The organism is Microbacterium sp. ZKA21, from assembly GCF_050434165.1.
Classification (GTDB): Bacteria; Actinomycetota; Actinomycetes; order Actinomycetales; family Microbacteriaceae; genus Microbacterium.
On the sequence record NZ_JBNPVV010000009.1, the window covers coordinates 115,482 to 135,337 of the forward strand.

Genomic DNA, 19,856 nt, shown 5'->3' on the forward strand with positions numbered 1-19,856 from the left:
GCCTGCGAATCTGCGGTGAATTCAAGGGAAACGACGGATGCCGGGCCGGGCGCCGAGGGCAGGAGGAATTTCTGCGCGCCGCTAGGATCGCACACATGGCTGAATCCCTGACCTGGTCTGATGTGCTCACCACGCTTCTCGAGCGGCGCGATCTCAGCGTGTGGGAATCGACGTGGGCGATGCGCCAGGTCATGAACGGGAACATCTCGGATGCTCAGCTCGCCGGCTTCCTGGTCGCACTGCGCGCCAAGGGGGAGACGATCGACGAGATCGTCGGCTTCCGCGACGCGATCCTCGAAGCAGCCGTCCCGCTGCCGGTCTCTCCTGACGTGCTCGACATCGTCGGGACGGGTGGCGATCGCGTGGGGACCGTCAACATCTCGACCACCGCTGCCGTCATCATCGGCGCCACAGGCATCCCCGTCGTCAAGCATGGGAACAGGGCCGCGAGCTCGGCATCCGGAGCATCCGATGTCCTCGGTGCGCTGGGACTCGAACTCTCCCTCTCCCCGGACCATGTCGCCTCGGTGCTCGATCGCACCGGCATCACGTTCGCGTGGGCCGCGGCGTTCCACCCCGGGTTCAAGCACGCGGGTCCCGCGCGCGCCGAACTCGGCATCCCGACCGTGTTCAACATGCTCGGCCCGCTCTGCAACCCGGCCCGCGCCGAGGCCAACGCGGTCGGGGTCGCGCAGCTCGAGCGCGTCCCGCTCATCACCGGCGTCTTCCGCACCCGCGGGGCGACCGCACTCGTGTTCCGCGGCGACGACGGTCTGGACGAGCTCACGACCACAGGACACAGCCGGATCTGGGAGGTGTCGCGCGGCGACATCCACGAGCACGACCTCGACCCGCGTGATCTCGGCATCCCCCTGGCGGATCTGTCGGACCTCATCGGCGGAACGCCCGAGCACAACGCTGAGATCCTCCGCCGCACGCTGGCCGGCGAGCAGGGGCCGGTGCGCGACATCGTCCTGCTGAACGCGGCCGCGGGAATCGTCGCGTACGAGCTGTCGCAGGATGCGGCGCAGGTGCAGCGTCCGATCCTGGACCGGTTGCGCGACGGCTTCGCGAAGGCGGCAGCGGCGGTGGACGACGGACGCGCTGCGGCGAAGCTCGACGAGTGGGTGTCCGTCTCGCGCGAGCTGGCCACGGTCTGATCATGGATCCGGCAGCCGCGCTCCTCGAGATCGCCGCGCTGCTGGAGCGCGAGCGGGCCTCGCGATATCGCGCCAAGGCGTTTCGTCAGGCTGCCGCGACCTGGGACGCCCTGCCGGACGAGGTGCGGGCCGACCCGACGCGTCTGCGTGCGGCGAAGGGCATCGGCGCCTCGACGTTCGAGGTGATCACGCAGGCACAGGCCGGGGAGGTGCCCCGTTACCTCGTCGAGCTGCGCGGCGAGGTCGAGCCGGAGATCACCTCGGCGCTGCGCGGTCTGCTGCGCGGCGACCTGCACGCCCACACGGAATGGTCGGACGGCACGACTCCGATCCGCACCATGACGGAAGCCGCCCGCGCGCTCGGGCACGCCTACCTGGCGATCACGGATCACTCGCCACGGCTGCGCGTGGCGCGTGGTCTGAGCGCTGAGCGGCTGCGCGAGCAGATCCCGCTGGTGCGAGCGGAGTCGGATGCCGATCTGCGGGTGCTCGCCGGCATCGAGGTGGACATCCTCGAGGACGGCGCCCTCGACCAGGAGCCCGAGCTTCTCGACGACCTGGACATCGTGGTGGCGTCGGTGCATTCCAAACTCCGCATGGATGCCGCGCCCATGACCGCACGCTTGCTCAGGGCGGTGCGCTCGGGACGTGTGAACGTCCTCGGGCACTGCACCGGACGGCTCGTGCAGGGGGAGCGGGGGACGAGGCCGGCGTCGGAGTTCGATGCTCGCGCGGTGTTCGCCGCATGCGCGGAGCACGGGGTCGCGGTCGAGATCAACTCCCGCCCCGAGCGGCAGGACCCGCCGGACGAACTGATCGCGATCGCGCTCGAGGAAGGCTGCCTGTTCTCGATCGACTCGGACGCGCATGCGCCGGGGCAACTGTCGTTGCTGGACCATGGCGCGCTTCGCGCCGAACGCGCGGGCGTCCCGGCACCGCGGATCATCACGACCTGGGGAGTCGACCGCCTGCTCGCGTGGGCGGATTGAGCATCACACGGGCAGAGCAGCCAGTGCGCGTGTCATGGACGTGCCGAGGTTCCAGGCCTCGGCGAGCGTGACGGCGGCATCCTTCGCAGCATCGTCGAGGTGACCGAGCGGGGCGGCGGGAACAGCGATGTCGAGATCGCAGGCGACCCGGACGACGGTCGGTGCGACATCGAGGTAGTCGGATGCGGCCAGGATCTTCGTCTGGAGCCCTGCGGACATCCCTTCGCCGGCGCGTGCGGCGGTACGGATTCCGTCGAGATCGCCGTGCGTCTGGAGCAGTGTCGCCGCGGTCTTCTCGCCGACTCCGGCGACGCCCGGAAGCCCGTCGGAGGCGTCACCGCGCATCGTGGCGAAATCGGCGTACTGCGACGGCAGAACGCCGTACTTGGCGACGACGCTCGCGTCGGTCAGCGTGTCGAGGTTGCTCATTCCACGGGCTGTGTAGATCACACGGATATCGCGGGCATCGTCGATGAGCTGGAAGAGATCGCGGTCGCCGGTGACGATGTCCACCGGCATCGTGGCAAGGGTCGCGAGCGTGCCGATCACATCGTCCGCCTCGTGCGCCGCGACACCGATGATCGGGATGCCGAGGGCTGTGAGCTCCGCCCGGATGAGCGGGATCTGCACCTCGAGCGGGTCAGGAACCTCCTCGACATCCGCGCCGTTCGGCACGACTTCGACGACGCGATGCGCCTTGTAGCTGGGAATGAGGTCGACACGCCACTGCGGGCGCCAGTCGTCGTCCCAGCAGGCGACGAGATGCGTCGGGCGGTACGTCGACACGAGCTTCGCGATCATGTCGAGCAGGCCGCGCGCGGCGTTGACAGGGGAGCCGTCGGGGGCTTTCACCTTGTCCGGCACGCCGTAGAAGGCGCGGAAGTAGAGGCTCGCGGTGTCCAGCAGCATCAGCCTGTCGCTCATGGGTTCAGCATGGCACAGGCGGGTTTCGAGACGGACGCGGTCGTTCGGACACTCATGGGCATGAGGATCGTGACGGGTATCGCCCTCGCAGCGGCGACGATGCTGCTGGCCTTATGCGCGGCTGCCGTGACTGATCCTGCGCCGACAGTCGTCGCGGAGCCGACACCGCGGCCGGCCGGTTGGACGTCGGCGGACGACTTCCCGCTGAAGCCCCGCGAGGGCCCGGTGATGGTGTGGACCGGGGACGAACTGATCGTCGTCGGCGGCGACCTCGCGCCGCCGTGCCCGCCGTTCGCGGATTGCATGATCGGACCATCCGCGCACGACGGTGCGGCGCTCGATCCTGAAACCGGCACGTGGCGAGAGCTTGCCGATGCGTCGGTCGGGATCGCTCCTGGCTCGGGGGCTTTTGTTGCCGGGCAGGTGTTCATGTGGGCCGGGGAGAACAACGTGCGCGGGCAGTTGATGTCCTACTCGGTCGCCGAGGACGAGTGGCGTGAGCTGGACGTCCCGGACGAGCAGCCGAGGCGGCTCGTCGCCGACGGGGATGACCTCGTGCTGCCGCTCGCGTCGCACGAGTCGGGTGCGGGCGCGGATCTGGTGCTGGACGTCGCCTCGGGCGAGTGGTCGGAGCTGCCGGCCGATCCGCTCGGCCCGATGTTCGATCGGCTCCTGGTGCCGACGCCCGACGGGATGCTGCTCACCGGCAAGGCGCTCGTCGAGAGTCCGGGGTCCGAACGTCCGTCGCTGGTGCAGGCCGCGCTGTACGACCGCGAGTCCGGCACCTGGACTCGGCTGCCGGATACCGGTCAGATCGGTGGCTGGTCGGCTGCGTGGACGGGAGAGCGCGTCGTGGATGCCTCGTTGGGTGGAGCCGATGGCGGCGCGGTGAACGGTTGGGGGCGCGAGTATCCGTTCGGCGGGATGCTGAGCATCCCCGATGGCGTCTGGTCGCCGCTGCCCGGCGCACCCGAACCTCTCCGCGATCCGTGGGAGGGCCGGATAGCGGGTGGCGGTCGGTTCCTGGCCGCGGACGGTTACATCTTCGACGACGTCGAGGAGACCTGGACGCCGATGACGAGCCCGCCCGACGCGCCGGACGTGGTCGGCACCCCCGCCTGGGCGGGCGAGCAGCTCGTCGCGGTCGGCGGGACGGACTGGTCGGGGTGGGAAGGGACCAGGAACGCGCGGGTCTGGATCTTCGTGCCGTGACCCGAGTCAACAGCCGGGCGAGTGGGGTGCCTGCTCGCAGGTGTAGGCGACGAGTGCGGTATGCGCCTCGAAGATCCGGACCTGTTGACCCGGACCCTCGCTGGTGAGCTCGCCGTCGATCGGGAACCAACCGATGCCCAGGTCGATCTCGGCGGTGTAGCGGACGTCGACCGTGGCGGTGTACTCGCCGCGCTGCGCGTACACGTGGCTCGTCGCGGTGGGCGTGAACTGCGCCTGGTCCAGGGTCGCCCAGCTCCGGCCGCCGTCCGCCGTCGTCGCCGTGGTTCCGTCTCCGTAGTCGAAATCGAAACCGACCGGCGTGAAGCGCACGGAGATCGGGTAGCCGAACAGCTCTCCGCCGACGGTGTGGGCGGATGCCGAGCCCACGAAGTTCGTCGGAAGACCGACGACCCCGACATTGTCGGGTTCTGCCGTGACGAGCGCACCGGCCGGGGCGAAGCGCGCGATGTCGGTGATGGTGACAGCGGGGATCGCGGGAGTCGCAGGATCTGCCGGGTCCGGCGGATCCTCACGCTGGAAGCAGCCGATGTAGCGGTTCCAATCGTCCAGGCACTGCTCGAATTCCGAGGGGGCATCGGGTTGGGCAGGACCGGCTTCGTAGTCGTGATCGCGGTCGCGGTCGCGTGAACCCTCGTCGCCGTCACGGCCATCGCGACCATCGGAGCCTTCTTCGTTGCCGGTGCCTCCGACGACTACTTCGTTGCCGTCGTTGCCTGAGTTGCAAATGCCGGCGAGTTGGAGCTGCTTCGGGCACGCAATGCCGGACGCGACGGCAGCACCGGCCGATCCGCACGCAAGCATGCCGACGGAACAAATCACTGCGATTGCCAGGATCCCGCGTTTCGTCATGGGCATTCGTCCGACTCGGCCGCCGTTTCGGCTGAGATCTGTAGGCGGGTCATCGAGCCCGTGAAGGTAACGACTTGAGCGATAGTCTCCTCGCGCGAGGCAGGAGTGACATCGACGCCTTCGCTGTCTACGACACGTGTAGCCGATGCGTCGAGGCACACAAGCGCGGTCACGGTCGCATCGGAAGCCAATTCGGCGGAAATGCCGGTGAACGCGAGCATGTCGACGGTGCCTTCGAGCGTTAGGCCTTCGGTATCCAATACCCGCAGAGCCTCGATGTCGCCCTCAAGAGCCGTCCCAATTAGGAAATCTTGCGGGTCCGGGGAGCCATTGCCCGCCAGGCGCTCGTTGCCAGCCTCGTTGTACGCCCGGTAGACCTCTTCAGCAGCGGCGAACGCCTCCTCCTCGGACGCGAATGCGGATGTCGGCGTGGGTGTCGGCTCCGGTTCGGGCGCGCACCCGGCGAGACAGCCTGCAGCCAGGGCGACGATGCCGATGATGGTCAGACCGCGGTGACGGGTGGATGAGGGAATCACCCGCTCACGCTAACGCGAACGGCTCGGCATCCGTGTGAGTTATCCACAGGAGAAATCTGCCGCCGAACCTGATAATCTGAAGTGTCACTTGTGGCGCGCTGGTGCGTGCCTTCGTGGCAGCACTCCAAATCCATTCGCTTTCCCGCCGTCAGACACGTGTGCGCACGTGGGCCGGAAGCCCGAGCACCCATTCAACAAGGACAACCCACTACATGACTACCGCAACGACCGCCCCGGCCACCAAGCAGGTCGCGATCAACGACATCGGATCTGCCGAGGACTTCCTGGCCGCGGTCGAGAAGACCCTGAAGTTCTTCAACGACGGCGACATCATCGAGGGCACGATCGTCAAGATCGACCGCGACGAGGTTCTGCTGGACGTCGGTTACAAGACCGAGGGCGTCATTCCCTCGCGCGAACTTTCCATCAAGCACGACGTCGACCCCAACGAGGTCGTCGCCGTCGGCGACCTGGTCGAGGCCCTCGTTCTCCAGAAGGAGGACAAGGAAGGCCGACTGATCCTCTCCAAGAAGCGTGCGCAGTACGAGCGCGCCTGGGGCGACGTCGAGAAGATCAAGGAGAACGACGGCGTCGTCACCGGCACCGTCATCGAGGTCGTCAAGGGTGGCCTCATCGTCGACATCGGCCTCCGTGGCTTCCTGCCGGCATCGCTGATCGAGCTGCGCCGCGTCCGCGACCTCACGCCGTACCTCGGCCAGGAGATCGAGGCGAAGATCCTCGAGCTCGACAAGAACCGCAACAACGTGGTGCTCTCGCGCCGCGCGCTGCTGGAGCAGACGCAGTCCGAGTCGCGCACGACCTTCCTCAACAACCTGCACAAGGGTCAGGTCCGCAAGGGTGTCGTGTCCTCGATCGTCAACTTCGGTGCGTTCGTCGACCTGGGTGGCGTTGACGGCCTCGTGCACGTCTCCGAGCTGTCCTGGAAGCACATCGAGCACGCTTCCGAGGTCGTCGAGGTCGGCCAGGAGGTCACCGTCGAGATCCTCGAGGTGGACCTCGACCGCGAGCGCGTCTCCCTGTCGCTGAAGGCGACGCAGGAGGACCCGTGGCAGGTGTTCGCCCGTACCCACGCGATCGGCCAGATCGCACCGGGCAAGGTCACCAAGCTCGTTCCGTTCGGTGCGTTCGTCCGCGTCGCAGACGGCATCGAGGGCCTGGTCCACATCTCCGAGCTCTCCAGCAAGCACGTCGAGCTGGCCGAGCAGGTCGTGTCGGTCGGCGAAGAGGTCTTCGTCAAGGTCATCGACATCGACCTCGAGCGTCGCCGCATCTCGCTGTCGCTGAAGCAGGCGAACGAGTCGGTCGACCCGTTCGGCACCGAGTTCGACCCGGCCCTGTATGGCATGCTCGCCGAGTACGACGAGAACGGCGAGTACAAGTACCCGGAGGGCTTCGACCCCGAGACCGGTGCGTGGAAGGAAGGCTTCGACGCCGCTCGCGAGGCCTGGGAGCAGGAGTACGCTGCCGCCCAGACCCGCTGGGAGGCGCACAAGGTCGCGGTTGCCAAGGCAGCCGAGGCCGAGGCCGCCGCAGGCGACGACTTCGCTGCTGCGCAGTCGTTCACCAGCGACTCCGGCGCCGGCACGCTCGCTGACGACGAGGCTCTTGCGGCTCTGCGCGAGAAGCTCTCGGGCGGCAACGCGTAAGCATCGCTTCAACGGAACGGGCCGTCACCTTCGGGTGGCGGCCCGTTCCGCGTTTCAGCGCGGAGATCGACCGTCCGACGCGCGACGCACGATGACGGCATCGATCTCGAACCGCACCGCATCGCCGACCCGGGGGAGCGCGCGCCCGGCGAACTCGGCCACCGGCGCGATGGCGGCGAGTCCTGAGCGGTGCTCCAGCCGCAGCGAGCCGGCCTGCGACGACACCGAGACCAATGGCGCCGTCACGCCCGTCCGGCTCGCGTCGCCGTGTGCCCGCGTGCCGACATCCTGAGGAGCGATCACGGCGAACGCGGCATCCCCCGGCTCCAGTTCGCCCTCTGCTCGCGCCGGAAGCAGGATGCCGTCGCCGATGTCGAGGGCCGCGCCCGTCCAGCATCCCTCGACGACGGCGAAACCGGCCAGACGGGCCGTGAACGTCTGCCGCGGACGGGCGGCGAGTTCGGCGGGCGATCCGCGCTCGATGATGCGGCCCTCATGCAGCACGACGCAGTCGCGGGCCAGCTGCCACGCATCTGCGAGGTCGTGGGTAACGAGCATCGCCGCCGTTCCGGTGCGCGCCAGCTCATCCGACAGCAGTCGCCTGACCTGCGGGGCGCTCTCCGCATCCAGGGCGGCGAACGGCTCGTCCAGCAGCAGCAGTCGCGGTTCCGCAGCGAACGCGCGGGCGATCGCGACTCGCTGCTGCTGCCCGCCCGAGAGCTCATGCGGCGCGACATCCGCGCGATCGGCGAGGCCGAGCCGACTCAGCCACGTGCGAACGACGTCCCGTGTCTCGGCGCGCCCCGCGCCCCGAGCACGAGGGCCGAAGGCGATGTTCTGCCCGACGCTGAGGTGGGGGAAGAGGCGCGGTTTCTGATCCAGCAGTCCGATGCGCCGCTGCTCCGGCCGCAGCCGCATCTCGCCCGCCTGTTCGACGGGCCGACCGTCGAGCACGACGGAGCCGTGCGAGATCGGGATCAGTCCCGCGATGGCTCCGAGGAGGGTGGACTTTCCGGATCCGTTCGGACCGAGGACGGCCAGCCGGCCGCCCGGCTCCACCTCGATGGATGCGACCGCACGGAAGCCGGCGCGATCCACGGTGATGTCGGCGCTCAGAGCCCCGGCCGGAGGAGGCGTCATCGCACGGCATCCTCTCGCCACGAGCGCAGACCGCTCACGATCACGGCGGCGCTGACGAGCAGCAGCAGCGACAAAGCGACGGCGGAATCCTGGGTCACGCCGACGCCGTTGTACGCGGTGTAGATCGCGAGCGGCATCGTGCGGGTGATTCCCTCCGCGTTGCCGGCGAACAGCGCTGTCGCTCCGAACTCGCCAAGCGCACGGGCGAAGCACAGCACCGTCCCTGCGACGAGCCCTGGTAGCACGAGCGGCAGCGTCACCCGCACGAGCACCCGCCAGCGCCCGGCGCCGAGAGTGGCCGCCACCTGCTCATGCCCGACCCCCGACGTGCGCAGCGCTCCCTCCAACGCGATCACGAGGAAAGGCAGCGCGACGAACGCCTGCGACACGACGACCGCCGCGGTCGTGTACGGCAGGCTGAAACCGGTCGCCTCGAACAACGGCTTGCCGACGAGGCCGCTGCGACCGAGCAGCGCGAGCAGCGCGAGACCGCCGACCATCGGCGGCAGCACCAGCGGCACGAGCACGATCGTGCGCAGCACAGCAGCGGTGCGGCGGGGAGCCCGTGCGATGACGATCGCCAGCGGACCTCCCAGCAGCAGGCACAGGACGGTTGCGCACGCGGCCGTGGCCAGCGAGAGGCCGAGCGCGTTGAGCGCCGCGGGGGAGAGCAGGTCCTCGCCGAGTCGCTCCCATCGCACCCGGGACAGCAGTCCGACGATCGGCAGGACGAGGAGCGCGATCGCCGCGATCGCCGGAACGAACAGGCCGCGCGGCAGTGTCATGGCGCTCCGAAGCCGTGCTCCGCGAGGATCTCCTGACCGGCATCCGAGAGCACGAAGTCGACGAAGGCCTGTGCGGCGGCCGGCGACGGCGCGTCCTCCGCGATCGCGATGGGGTAGCGGTTGACGACGGCATCCGCTCCGGTGGGGACGATGCCCTCCAGATCGCCTCCCGCCGCAGCGATGTCGGTGGCGTAGACGAGGCCGGCATCCGCCTCGCCGTTCGCCACTCGCGTCACGACGGAGGTGACGTTCGTCTCCTCGCTGGCCGGGGTCACCGAGACGTCGGCGGCATCGAGCAGAGTGTGCGCTGCGGCCCCGCACGGAACCTCGGGTGCGCACAGCACGACCGCGAGGGACGGATCGTCGAGATCGTCGAGATCGGCGATGGCCTTCGGATTTCCCGGCTGCACCGCGATCTGCAGCGTGTTCGTCGCGAAGATCTCGCCCTCGTCGCTGCGGCCGGCATCCGTGACCGGAACGAGGCTCGACTCGTTCGCGAAGGCGATCACATCGACATCAGCGCCGTCGATGATCTGCGTCGCGAGTGCCGGGGACCCGTCGTACCGGATCGCGTCGACGGGAAACTCGGGATGATCGGCCGCGAACGCGTCCGCGAGTTCGTCGAAGGCGCTCTGGAGGGATGCCGCGGCGAACACGATGACCGGTTCGTTCGGTGTGCCGGTGGTGGCTTCCGGAGCCGCCAGTGCGCCGGTGCATCCGGTGAGCAGGAGAGCAAGTGCGGCGGCAATGGTGCCCATGCCGGTCAGGCGCCTCACTTCGTCACCCCCTCAGTCGAGAGCGGGGTCTCCACGATCACGGTGGTCGCCTTCACGATCGCCGTGGCGAGGCTGCCGACTTCGAGGCCCAGGTCGCTCACTGCCTCGGTGGACATAAGCGAGACGACCCGGTGCGGGCCGCACTGGATCTCCACCTGCGACATGACCCGGTCCGAGATGACCTCCGTGACGATCCCGACGAACCGGTTGCGCGCGCTGGAGCCGCGTTCGAGCGGATCCTCGTGTCCGCCGCGAGCGCGGGTGAGGTGCGCCGCGAGATCGGTGCCTGCCACGACCCTGCGGCCGGAGGCATCCGTCTGCGCCTCGAGCTGGCCGCTGTCGATCCAACGGCGCACTGTGTCGTCGCTGACAGAGAGCAGCCGGGCCGCATCGCGAATCCGAAATGTGGTCATGATTGTCATCATAGGTCCGCAGATGCTCAATGAGTGGGTGAAAACATCCGCAGATGCGTGTCTGGCGCCCTCGCCGTCGACCCTGGCGCTCACTGAACCACCCGCGGACATCGGAACAGCCTGAGAGGCATCGGGGCGGTACCGTGGGAATCATGTCCTTCCCCCCGCTCGTAGCCCCGGCATCCGCTCTGCCGGACGGCGAGGCCGAGCGCGCGGCGCGACAGATCCGACTGCCCGAGATCGGCGCGGACGGCCAGCGACGACTGTTCGCCGCGCGTGTCTGCGTGATCGGCGCCGGCGGACTCGGCTCGCCCGTGCTGCTCTACCTGGCATCGGCCGGCGTCGGAACCATCGGCATCGTCGACGACGACGTCGTGGACGCATCGAACCTGCAGCGCCAGGTGCTGTTCGGCATGACCGATGTCAGCCGCCCGAAGGGACTCGTCGCCGCCGAACGCATCCATGCCCTCTCGCCGCACACGACGGTGATCCGCGTCGACGAACGGCTCACCGCCGAGAATGCGCAGCGGATGCTGACCGGATACGACCTCGTGATCGACGGCAGCGACACGTTCGACACGCGCTACGCGGTCGCCGATGCGTGCGACACGCTGGGCGTCCCGCTCGTCTGGGGCTCTGTGCTCCGGTTCGACGCCCAGGCGACGCTGTTCTGGTCGCGGCCGCCTGCGGGAGCGGCGGTGCGGCTGCGGGACGTCTTCCCGTCCGCCCCGCCGGCGGAGGACGTCCTGTCCTGCGCGGATGCCGGCGTGCTCGGAGCGCTGTGCGGCCAAGTGGGGGCGCTCCTGGCCGCCGAGGCCGTCAAACTCATCTGCGGTCTCGGGGATCCGATCCTCGGGCGGATGCTCGTGATCGACGCGCTCTCGGCACGCACGCGAGAGGTCCCGCTGGTCCCGGCATCCATGCCGGCGTCGACGGATCCCGAGTCTGCCCGCGACTCGCGGCCGACCGCACGGACCATCGCACCGGGGGAGCTCGCAGGGCTCGGCGACGTCCTGCTGCTCGACGTGCGCGAGGACGAGGAGTTCCGTGCGGGAAGCATTCCCGGGGCACGTTCGATTCCGCTCGGGCGTCTCCGGGAGGACCCGTCGCAGGTGGGCGTCGATCGCCCGATGGTGGTGTTCTGCCAGATCGGGCCGCGCGCCAGAGCCGCCGCCGCCGTGATCGCGGCGGCGGCACCGGATGCCGAGATCCTCCTGCTCTACGGCGGCTACCAGGCGTGGTCCGAGCAGATGGCGCCGGCGCACTCATGATCCCGCTCGACGAGCACCGCGATCGCATCCTCGCGGCGGCCGCACCCCTGACTCCGCGCGAGCACGCGCTCGACGACGCCCGGGACCTCGTGCTCGCGTCGCCGGTCTCGACACGATGGCCGGTTCCGCTGTTCGACAACTCGGCGATGGACGGCTATGCCGTGCGGGCGGCCGACGCCGTCGAAGGAGCGGTGCTGCGCATCGTCGGAGACGTGCCGGCGGGCTCGGCAGAGGACCCGCGCTTCGGCGATGGTGAGGCGGTCCGCATCATGACCGGCGCTGCCGTTCCGACGGATGCCGATGCGATCGTCCCCGTCGAGCACACCGATCTCGGCGTCTTCACCGGCGCCGTCCCGCCCGAGCGGATCACGATCACGCGCGCACCAGCACCGGCCGCGCACATCCGTCGCCGGGGGGATGACGCGGCCGCGGGAACGGTCGTCGTGGACGCGGGTGCCCTCCTCGGCCCCTGGCAGCTCGCCTCGATCGCGTCGGCCGGGCACGACAGCGTCATCGCCCATCCGGCACCGCGCGCGGCCGTGATCTCCACCGGGTCCGAACTCGTGACGCCGGGATCCGAACCGCAGCGCGGTCAGATCCCGGAGTCGAACTCGCGCCTGCTCGCGGCAGCGCTGCGGGATGCCGGGGCGGTCGTGGTCCGGGTCGGCAGCGTGCCGGATGACGAAGCAGCGCTCCGCGCAGAACTCGAGGCCGTCGACGCGGATCTCGTGGTGCTCTCGGGAGGGGCGAGCGTCGGCGCGTTCGACGTCGTCAAGGCGGTGCTGGACGTCGCCGGCTCCGGACGCGGGCCGGTGCGCTTCGACGCCGTCGCGATGCAGCCGGGCAAGCCGCAAGGATTCGGCGTCGCCGACGACGGCACGCTGCTGTTCTGCCTGCCGGGCAACCCGGTCAGCGTCGCCGTCTCTTTCGAGATGTTCGTGCGTCCGGCCGTGCGGGCCCTGGCAGGGCGGGCCGACCGGTACCGCCCGCACGTGACGCTCGCGGCGGGGACGAGTTGGCGCTGCCCACCGGGACGCGTCCAGGTGCTGCCCGTCGTGATCGAGGACGGCGTCGTCGTCCCGGCATCCGCAGGTGGAAGCGGCTCGCACCTGGTGGCCTCGCTCGCGCACGCGACCGACCTCGCCATCGTCCCCGCCGACACCGAGCGGGTGGAGACCGGCGACCTCGTCGACGTGATGCTGGTCGCGACAGAGAGGGAGATTCCGTGAGCTTCACGCATCTGGACGAGAACGGGCATGCCCGCATGGTCGATGTCACAGAGAAGCAGCCGACCATCCGCAGTGCCACGGCCACCGGCCTGGTCCGCTGCCCTGAGCACGTCATCGCCGCCCTGCGCGATGGTTCGACGCCCAAGGGCGACGTCCTCGCCGTGGCGCGCATCGCCGGCATCCAGGGCGCCAAGCGGACGGCCGAGCTGATTCCGCTCGCGCACATCATCGGCGTGCACGGCGCGACCGTCGATCTCGAGATCGTCGACGGCGGGGTGGAGATCACCGCAACGGTGCGGACAGCCGACCGTACCGGCGTCGAGATGGAGGCGCTCACGGCCGTCAGCGTCACCGCGCTGACCGTGATCGACATGGTCAAGGGCATGGACAAGACCGTGGAGATCGAGAACGTGCGCCTCGTGCGCAAGACCGGCGGCAAGAGCGGGGAATGGACGCGATGATCCCTGCGCCGCGCCGCGCCGCCATCGTCCTCGCCGGCGGGCGCGCGACGCGGCTGGACGGAGCGGACAAAGCACGGGTCGAGGTCGACGGTCGGATGCTCGTCGACGGCGTCCTGCAGGCGGTCGAGTCCTGCGCTCCGATCATCGTGGTCGGCCCCGATCACCTCGTGCGGCCCGGAGTGCGCGTCGTGCGCGAGGATCCGCCGTTCGGCGGCCCGGTCGCGGCACTTGCAGCGGCGATCGCAGAGCTGGCGGACGACGTGGCGGAGACCTGGGTGCTCGCGTGCGACCTGCCGCGGGCGATCGGGATCATCGCGCTCCTGTCCGACGTAGATCTGCCGGACGGAGTGGATGCCGTGGTGCTGCGTGACGCGGACGGTCGCGCGCAGCCGCTCGCAGGGCGCTATCGCACGGCTGCCCTGCGTCGTGCGATAGCAGCGCTGCCGCGCGCGGACGGTGTCGCGATGCGACGACTCACCGCCGCACTGCGCGTGCGGGAGGTCGATGACCCTGAGGGGTTCTCGGTCGACCTCGACACCTGGGATGATGTCCTCACGTACCGCGCGGCATCCGATCGATCCCGGGCAGGCGAGGAAGGGAGACGGCATGACCGAGTCACCGGATGAACTCACGGACTGGACCGCTGCGCTGGCGGCGGCGCTGGGCGTGCAGGACGATGTGCCGAGCATCGAGTTGCTGGACGTGACGCGCGAGGTCGCGCACGGCGTGACGCGGCCGGCCGGCCCGATCTCCACCTACCTGATCGGCCGCGCGGTCGCCCAGGGACTGCCGTTCGAGCAGGCCATCGCGGTCGTGCGGGCGCGGATCGCGGACCGGGCATGAGAGTCCGATTCTTCGCCGCGGCAGCGGAAGCCGCGGGGCGCGATGAACAGCAGATCGCGGCGGAGTCCACGCTCGGCGAGCTGCTCACGACGCTGCGCACTGAGCACGGCACGGAGTTCGCGCGCGTGCTCGAGCGCTGTGCGATCCGTGTGGACGGCGCGACGGTCGACGACGATCACGTGATCGCCGGCACGGCGACGGTCGACGTGCTGCCGCCGTTCGCGGGCGGGTGAGCATTCGGCCGTGACCGTCGGCCGTGACCGTGAACGGTCAGCCGCGGGACGGGGTCACAACCCGACCCAGTTCGTGGTGCCGTCGACCGTGACCTGGCGCTTCCACACCGGCAGTTCGGCCTTGACCTTCTCGACGAGCGCGCGCGAGATGTCGAACGCCTCGGCGCGGTGGCCGCTGGAGACCGCGCACACGATGGCGATCTCTCCGACGCTGAGCGCGCCGATGCGGTGGCTGATCGCGATGCGCAGATCGTCGGCGTCGACCGACTCCGCGAGGTCGCGCAGGGTCGTCAGAGCATCCGGGTGGGCGCTGTACTCCAGTCGAGTGACTTCGCCTGCAGCACCGGGATCGTGGTCGCGCACGGTGCCGACGAACAGCGCGGTCGCACCGGCCGCGTCGTGGGCGACGGCATCCAGATGGGCGGCGGCGTCGAGATCCTCGTCCGAGATGGCGGTGTGCACGATCATGCGTGGTCACCGCCGGCACGCTGCGAGAGGACGTGGTCGACGAGCCCGAGGACGATGGGGATGCCGTCGCGGACGGCACCGGGCGAACCGGCGAGATTGACCACGAGAGCCGCGCCATGGATGCCGGCGACACCGCGCGACAGCAGCGCGGTAGGCACCTTGGCGGCGCCGACGCGCCGCAGTTCTTCGGCGATGCCGGGGATCGCAGGGCTCAGCAGCGGAAGCGTCGCCTCCGGGGTGGCATCCCTCGGTCCGACGCCGGTCCCGCCGGTCGTGACGATCAGGCGCGCGCCCTCGGCCACAGCGCTGCGGATGGCGGCAGCGATCTGCTCGCGCTCATCGGGGACGATCACGACGCGCGCATCCCATCCGGCGGCGGTCAGCAGGTCGGCACCGGTGGGTCCGGACAGGTCTTCCCGAGCGCCCGCGGCCGAGCGGTCCGAGACGGTGATGACGCGTGCGATTCTGGCCACCTGATCTCCTGTCTTCGCGCGCTTCCTGCGCTGCGGTCAGTCTAGGCCGCCTGGCGCGACGGGCGGATACCGCCGCTCGGGCCCGGCGAGCGGTCGTCGGGCCTGCAGCGGGGACGCCTTCGACCGGCGGCGGCATGTCAGGATGGTTCCCATGCCTCTCATCGCGCTGACCGGCGGCATCGCCTCGGGCAAATCGACGATCGCCGCTCGACTGGCGCAGCGCGGTGCCGTCGTCGTCGACGCGGATCAGATCGTCCGGGACGTGCAGGCCGTCGGGTCTCCGGTGCTGGACGAGATCGCCGAGGCGTTCGGCTCGTCGGTCATCGCCGACGACGGCGCGCTGGACAGAGCCGCTCTCGGAGCGCGCGTCTTCGGCGATGCGGACGCGCTCGCGCGCCTCAACGCGATCGTGCACCCCGCGGTGCGCGCCGAATCGCAGCGCCGATTCGACGCGGCCTTCGCCGCCGACCCGAGTGCGGTCGTCGTGTACGACGTGCCACTGCTCGTCGAGGCCAGGGTCGACGACCCGTGGGATCTGATCGTCGTGGCGCACGCGCCGGAAGAGGTCCGCCTGCGCCGGCTCGTGGAGCTGCGCGGGATGACGGCGGATGCTGCGCAGGCGCGCATCGACGCACAGGTCTCCGACGACCGGCGCCTGGCCATCGCCGATGTCGTCATCGACACCGCGGGGACCAGGGAGCAGACCGATGAACAGGCGGATGGACTCTGGGAGCGGCTGCACCGCCCCTGAGCGTCACGCCGCCGGAGCCGGCGGGACGATCGCTGCGGTCTGCGCCTGCTTGCGTCTCCGGCGTCGCCGGAACAGCATCACGACGAGCACGATCAATCCGATGAGCACGAGCGCCGCGAGGATCGGCGCCACGATCGCGAGCACGGCGAGCGTGAAGGACGCGCCGTCCTCGGCTGTGCTCAGCACCGGAGCCGCGAGACCTCCCGTCATGGTGTTCGCGGCGATTCGAGCCGTCGCCTTGGTGGCGTGCACGATGAGGGCGATCACGACGCCGGCGATGATCGGGATCCAGGTGCGCTCGCTGAAGAACGCCGACGGATCGTCGACCGCGACGGTCTGAGCGCTCGCACCCGCACCGAACACGATGCCTCCGGATGCCGGACGCAGCACGCTCTGGATCACGTCGTTGATCGAATCCAGCGCGGGGATCTTGTCGGCGATGATCTCGAGCACGAGCAGCGCGCCGAGGATCCACAGCGCGATGTCGCTCGACAGCCACGACCACCCGGTGGGCAGCTGGACCGCCGGGAGGAAGCGATCCGCCAGCCCGAGCAGGAACAGCGGCATCCAGGCGTTCAGGCCTGCCGATGCCGCGAGGCTGGAGCCGATCAGGAACTCGATCACGGCTCCACTCTAAGGCGGGGCGACGACATCGGCAGGGGGCGGCTCCCTGTTCGGCCCTCGACGTCGGAGGGGCGTCCTACGCTGGAAGCATGCAACCCACGCGCAGCGTCCGGCCCTTCGAGGTCATCAGCGAATACGTTCCGGCCGGCGACCAGCCGCAGGCGATCGCCGACCTCGCCGCGCGCATCAACGCGGGCGAGACCGACATCGTGCTGCTCGGCGCCACGGGCACCGGCAAGTCGGCGACGACGGCATGGCTCATCGAGCAGGTGCAGCGTCCGACCCTCGTTCTCGCGCACAACAAGACCCTGGCCGCACAGCTCGCCAACGAGTTCCGCGACCTCATGCCGAACAACGCGATCGAGTACTTCGTCTCGTACTACGACTACTACCAGCCCGAGGCGTACGTCCCGCAGACGGACACCTTCATCGAGAAGGACTCATCCATCAACGCCGAGGTCGAGCGGCTGCGGCACTCAACGACCAACTCGCTGCTTTCGCGGCGCGATGTCGTGGTGGTCTCGACGGTCTCGTGCATCTACGGCCTCGGTGCGCCGGAGGAGTATCTGCGTGCCATGGTGGCGCTGCAGGTGGGGGAGCGGTACGACCGCGATGCACTCATCCGCCACTTCATCGCGATGCAGTACAACCGCAACGACGTCGACTTCTCCCGCGGAAACTTCCGCGTCCGCGGCGACACGATCGAGATCATCCCGGTCTACGAGGAGCACGCGATCCGCATCGAGCTCTTCGGCGATGAGATCGAGGCGCTCTACTCCCTGCATCCCCTGACCGGTGACGTGATCGAGCGACTCGACGCCGTGCCGATCTTCCCGGCATCCCACTACGTCGCCGGAACCGATGTGATCCAGCGCTCGATCGGAACCATCGAAGCCGAGCTCGAGGAGCGGCTCGCCGAGTTAGAGCGTCAGGGCAAGCTCCTCGAAGCCCAGCGTCTGCGCATGCGCACCACGTTCGATCTCGAGATGCTCCAGCAGCTCGGGTTCTGCTCGGGTATCGAGAACTACTCACGGCACATGGACGGCCGAGAGGCGGGGGAGCCACCGCACACGCTGCTGGACTTCTTCCCCGACGACTTCCTGATGGTGATCGACGAGTCGCACGTGACGGTGCCGCAGATCGGCGCGATGTACGAGGGGGATGCCTCGCGCAAGCGCACCCTCGTCGAGCACGGCTTCCGACTGCCGAGCGCGATGGACAATCGGCCGCTGCGCTGGGATGAGTTCAAGAACCGCGTCGGTCAGACGGTGTACCTGTCGGCGACGCCGGGCAAGTACGAGATGGGCATCGCCGATGGTGTGGTCGAGCAGATCATCCGTCCGACCGGACTCATCGACCCGGAGATCGTCGTCAAGCCGTCCAAGGGACAGATCGATGACCTGCTCGAGGAGATCCGGCTGCGCGCTGCGCGCGATGAACGCGTGCTCGTCACCACCCTCACCAAGAAGATGGCCGAAGAACTCACGGACTTCCTCGGCGAGCACGGGGTGCGCGTGCGCTATCTGCACTCCGACGTCGACACCCTGCGACGCGTCGAGCTCCTCAGCGAGCTGCGCTCGGGCGTCTACGACGTCCTCGTCGGCATCAACCTGCTCCGTGAAGGTCTCGATCTTCCCGAGGTCTCGCTCGTGGCGATCCTGGATGCCGACAAGGAGGGGTTCCTGCGTTCAGGGACGTCTCTGATCCAGACGATCGGTCGCGCGGCACGCAACGTGTCCGGTCAGGTGCACATGTACGCCGATCGCATCACGGACTCGATGGCCAAGGCGATCGAGGAGACCGATCGGCGACGCGAGAAGCAGATCGCCTACAACACCGCGAACGGCATCGATCCGCAACCGCTGCGCAAACGCATCGCCGACATCACCGAGGTGCTGGCCCGCGAGGCGGCCGACACCGCGGACATGCGCTCGGGACGCACCAAGGCGGGCAAGAGCGGCCGGGGCAAGTCGCCGACGCCGAACCTGCGTCGCGAGGGCATCGCCGCCGAGGGCGCCGAGCAGCTCGAGGCGATGATCGATGATCTGTCGAATCAGATGCTCGCGGCGGCGGAGGAGCTCAAGTTCGAGCTCGCCGGGCGTCTGCGCGACGAGGTTCAGGACCTGAAGAAGGAACTGCGGGCGATGGAGAACGCGGGGCACGCCTGAGGTGGCCCCTCCATCGCCGTCGCAGGCGGGTGAAGCCGCCTCACGGGCAGTGCATCAGCGGTTTCGGCCCTGAGCGGTCGATCTCGTGCTGCGTCATCGGTGCGCCGCAGAGCGGACACCCGCGTTCCGCGCGCTCAGCGGCGCTGGGCGGCGGGGTCGACTCGTACGGACCGACGGAGGCGGGACCGGCGAAGCGGATCAGGTTCGTGTTGAACCACGCATACAGTCCTCCCGCCTCGCGGATTCGGATGCGAAGTGGAGGACGATCGGGGTTCCTGGCCATGTTTCTTAGTGTACTAAGTATTTGTGCACTCGTATACTCAAGACGTGACCGACGCCGATGACCTGCTCCGACTCGACAACCAGCTCTGCTTCGCGCTGGTGACGGCGGCGCGCAACGTCGTGGCGATCTACCGTCCCATCCTCGAGCCGCTCGGACTCACGCATCCGCAGTACCTCGTGATGCTGGCGCTCTGGGAGCGTGCGCCTCGCAGTCTCAACGACCTCGCGGCCGACCTCGCGCTCGACCCGGCGACGGTCTCGCCGCTGGTCAAACGGCTGGAGGCCGACGGGCTCCTCGCTCGCAGGCGGAGCACGGACGACGAGCGCCGCCTGGACATCGTCCTCACAGGCGCCGGGAAGGAGCTGCGCGACAAGGCGCTCGATGTCCCGCCGCAGGTGATGGCAGCGGTGGGGATGGGCGTCTCGGAGATCAGCGCTCTGCGCGACGCGCTGCAGCCCTTCGCCGGGCGGCGTTCCTAGCGATCCGCCGCGCGCCACGGCATCCGATCCGTCCACAGGCCGGTTCTCCGGCGGGTGCGTCTCCTAGGGTGGAACCATGCGCGCTCTCCGTCTCCGTCTCG

At 69.2% G+C, this 19,856-nt stretch carries 24 protein-coding genes; 13 read left to right on the top strand and 11 right to left on the bottom strand.

What is annotated here, in order from left to right; translation table 11 throughout:
- Window positions 1-95: 95 nt before the first annotated feature.
- Together trpD and M2317_RS16920 are read left to right on the top strand one after the other, a co-directional pair.
- Entirely contained in the window at window positions 96-1,160 is a 1,065-nt protein-coding gene (gene trpD, locus M2317_RS16915; RefSeq protein WP_429462188.1) for an anthranilate phosphoribosyltransferase, read from the top strand.
- Between the two features lie 2 nt (window positions 1,161-1,162).
- Entirely contained in the window at window positions 1,163-2,149 is a 987-nt protein-coding gene (locus M2317_RS16920) for a PHP domain-containing protein (RefSeq protein ID WP_429462190.1), read from the top strand.
- Window positions 2,150-2,152: 3 nt separating this feature from the next.
- Here the strand turns inward: M2317_RS16920 and M2317_RS16925 are convergent, their stop codons facing one another.
- Window positions 2,153-3,073: a 5'-3' exonuclease gene (locus M2317_RS16925; RefSeq protein ID WP_429462192.1), complete on the bottom strand. Its 921-nt coding sequence runs from the start codon at window positions 3,071-3,073 to the stop codon at window positions 2,153-2,155.
- Window positions 3,074-3,133: 60 nt separating this feature from the next.
- Between M2317_RS16925 and M2317_RS16930 the strand changes: the two genes are divergently transcribed.
- A complete protein-coding gene (locus M2317_RS16930; protein ID WP_429462194.1) occupies window positions 3,134-4,285 on the top strand; it encodes a hypothetical protein in 1,152 nt (383 codons plus the stop codon).
- Between the two features lie 6 nt (window positions 4,286-4,291).
- Here M2317_RS16930 and M2317_RS16935 read toward each other — a convergent pair whose 3' ends face one another.
- The gene (locus tag M2317_RS16935; protein WP_429462196.1) at window positions 4,292-5,107 is read right to left on the bottom strand and encodes a hypothetical protein; all 816 of its coding nucleotides are present in this window, start codon (window positions 5,105-5,107) and stop codon (window positions 4,292-4,294) included.
- A 44-nt stretch (window positions 5,108-5,151) separates the two neighbouring features.
- Window positions 5,152-5,691, bottom strand: a complete 540-nt coding sequence (locus M2317_RS16940) for a hypothetical protein (protein ID WP_429462198.1) — start codon at window positions 5,689-5,691, stop codon at window positions 5,152-5,154.
- A gap of 212 nt (window positions 5,692-5,903) precedes the next feature.
- Here M2317_RS16940 and rpsA point away from each other — a divergent pair, with 212 nt between their 5' ends.
- Complete coding sequence (gene rpsA / locus M2317_RS16945) at window positions 5,904-7,358, top strand: 30S ribosomal protein S1 (protein WP_406245608.1); 1,455 nt, start codon at window positions 5,904-5,906, stop codon at window positions 7,356-7,358.
- A gap of 54 nt (window positions 7,359-7,412) precedes the next feature.
- Here the strand turns inward: rpsA and M2317_RS16950 are convergent, their stop codons facing one another.
- Genes M2317_RS16950 through M2317_RS16965 form a run of 4 tightly spaced genes read right to left on the bottom strand, consistent with a single transcriptional unit; the run spans window position 7,413 to window position 10,472 of the window.
- Window positions 7,413-8,498 (bottom strand): ABC transporter ATP-binding protein, encoded by a 1,086-nt coding sequence (locus M2317_RS16950; RefSeq protein ID WP_429462200.1) that lies wholly within the window; start codon window positions 8,496-8,498, stop codon window positions 7,413-7,415.
- On the bottom strand, window positions 8,495-9,283 hold the full coding sequence (gene modB, locus M2317_RS16955; RefSeq protein ID WP_429462202.1) for a molybdate ABC transporter permease subunit: 789 nt from the start codon (window positions 9,281-9,283) through the stop codon (window positions 8,495-8,497). Before modB ends, M2317_RS16950 begins: the two co-directional genes overlap by 4 nt.
- On the bottom strand, window positions 9,280-10,059 hold the full coding sequence (gene modA, locus M2317_RS16960; RefSeq protein WP_429462204.1) for a molybdate ABC transporter substrate-binding protein: 780 nt from the start codon (window positions 10,057-10,059) through the stop codon (window positions 9,280-9,282). The genes modB and modA overlap by 4 nt, the downstream gene beginning before the upstream one ends.
- On the bottom strand, window positions 10,056-10,472 hold the full coding sequence (locus M2317_RS16965) for a TOBE domain-containing protein (protein WP_429462206.1): 417 nt from the start codon (window positions 10,470-10,472) through the stop codon (window positions 10,056-10,058). The genes modA and M2317_RS16965 overlap by 4 nt, the downstream gene beginning before the upstream one ends.
- A gap of 152 nt (window positions 10,473-10,624) precedes the next feature.
- Here M2317_RS16965 and M2317_RS16970 point away from each other — a divergent pair, with 152 nt between their 5' ends.
- The 6 genes from M2317_RS16970 to M2317_RS16995 are packed head-to-tail and all read left to right on the top strand — an operon-like array spanning window position 10,625 to window position 14,509.
- A complete protein-coding gene (locus tag M2317_RS16970) occupies window positions 10,625-11,743 on the top strand; it encodes a ThiF family adenylyltransferase (RefSeq protein WP_429462207.1) in 1,119 nt (372 codons plus the stop codon).
- The gene (locus M2317_RS16975) at window positions 11,710-12,972 is read left to right on the top strand and encodes a molybdopterin molybdotransferase MoeA (protein WP_429462210.1); all 1,263 of its coding nucleotides are present in this window, start codon (window positions 11,710-11,712) and stop codon (window positions 12,970-12,972) included. The genes M2317_RS16970 and M2317_RS16975 overlap by 34 nt, the downstream gene beginning before the upstream one ends.
- Window positions 12,969-13,433, top strand: coding sequence for a cyclic pyranopterin monophosphate synthase MoaC (moaC, locus tag M2317_RS16980; protein WP_429462213.1), 465 nt, complete (start codon window positions 12,969-12,971; stop codon window positions 13,431-13,433). Before M2317_RS16975 ends, moaC begins: the two co-directional genes overlap by 4 nt.
- Entirely contained in the window at window positions 13,421-14,059 is a 639-nt protein-coding gene (gene mobA, locus M2317_RS16985; RefSeq protein ID WP_429462215.1) for a molybdenum cofactor guanylyltransferase, read from the top strand. Before moaC ends, mobA begins: the two co-directional genes overlap by 13 nt.
- Window positions 14,040-14,276 (top strand): DUF6457 domain-containing protein, encoded by a 237-nt coding sequence (locus M2317_RS16990; protein ID WP_429462217.1) that lies wholly within the window; start codon window positions 14,040-14,042, stop codon window positions 14,274-14,276. Before mobA ends, M2317_RS16990 begins: the two co-directional genes overlap by 20 nt.
- Window positions 14,273-14,509 carry a MoaD/ThiS family protein gene (locus M2317_RS16995; protein ID WP_429462219.1) on the top strand — a complete coding sequence of 79 codons (237 nt, stop codon included), beginning with the start codon at window positions 14,273-14,275 and terminating at the stop codon, window positions 14,507-14,509. Before M2317_RS16990 ends, M2317_RS16995 begins: the two co-directional genes overlap by 4 nt.
- 54 nt (window positions 14,510-14,563) lie before the next feature.
- Here M2317_RS16995 and M2317_RS17000 read toward each other — a convergent pair whose 3' ends face one another.
- A complete protein-coding gene (locus tag M2317_RS17000; RefSeq protein WP_429462221.1) occupies window positions 14,564-14,977 on the bottom strand; it encodes a molybdenum cofactor biosynthesis protein MoaE in 414 nt (137 codons plus the stop codon).
- Window positions 14,974-15,450, bottom strand: a complete 477-nt coding sequence (locus tag M2317_RS17005) for a MogA/MoaB family molybdenum cofactor biosynthesis protein (RefSeq protein ID WP_429462224.1) — start codon at window positions 15,448-15,450, stop codon at window positions 14,974-14,976. Before M2317_RS17005 ends, M2317_RS17000 begins: the two co-directional genes overlap by 4 nt.
- A 151-nt stretch (window positions 15,451-15,601) precedes the next feature.
- Between M2317_RS17005 and coaE the strand changes: the two genes are divergently transcribed.
- Window positions 15,602-16,201: a dephospho-CoA kinase gene (gene coaE, locus M2317_RS17010; protein WP_429462226.1), complete on the top strand. Its 600-nt coding sequence runs from the start codon at window positions 15,602-15,604 to the stop codon at window positions 16,199-16,201.
- A gap of 3 nt (window positions 16,202-16,204) precedes the next feature.
- Here coaE and M2317_RS17015 read toward each other — a convergent pair whose 3' ends face one another.
- On the bottom strand, window positions 16,205-16,825 hold the full coding sequence (locus M2317_RS17015; RefSeq protein ID WP_429462229.1) for a DUF4126 domain-containing protein: 621 nt from the start codon (window positions 16,823-16,825) through the stop codon (window positions 16,205-16,207).
- Between the two features lie 89 nt (window positions 16,826-16,914).
- On the opposite strand from M2317_RS17015, the gene uvrB reads away from it, so the two are divergent.
- Window positions 16,915-18,993: an excinuclease ABC subunit UvrB gene (gene uvrB, locus M2317_RS17020; RefSeq protein ID WP_429462231.1), complete on the top strand. Its 2,079-nt coding sequence runs from the start codon at window positions 16,915-16,917 to the stop codon at window positions 18,991-18,993.
- 40 nt (window positions 18,994-19,033) lie between these two features.
- Here the strand turns inward: uvrB and M2317_RS17025 are convergent, their stop codons facing one another.
- A complete protein-coding gene (locus M2317_RS17025) occupies window positions 19,034-19,276 on the bottom strand; it encodes a hypothetical protein (RefSeq protein WP_429462233.1) in 243 nt (80 codons plus the stop codon).
- 44 nt (window positions 19,277-19,320) lie between these two features.
- Here M2317_RS17025 and M2317_RS17030 point away from each other — a divergent pair, with 44 nt between their 5' ends.
- On the top strand, window positions 19,321-19,755 hold the full coding sequence (locus M2317_RS17030; RefSeq protein ID WP_429462235.1) for a MarR family winged helix-turn-helix transcriptional regulator: 435 nt from the start codon (window positions 19,321-19,323) through the stop codon (window positions 19,753-19,755).
- The last annotated feature ends 101 nt before the right edge of the window (window positions 19,756-19,856 follow it).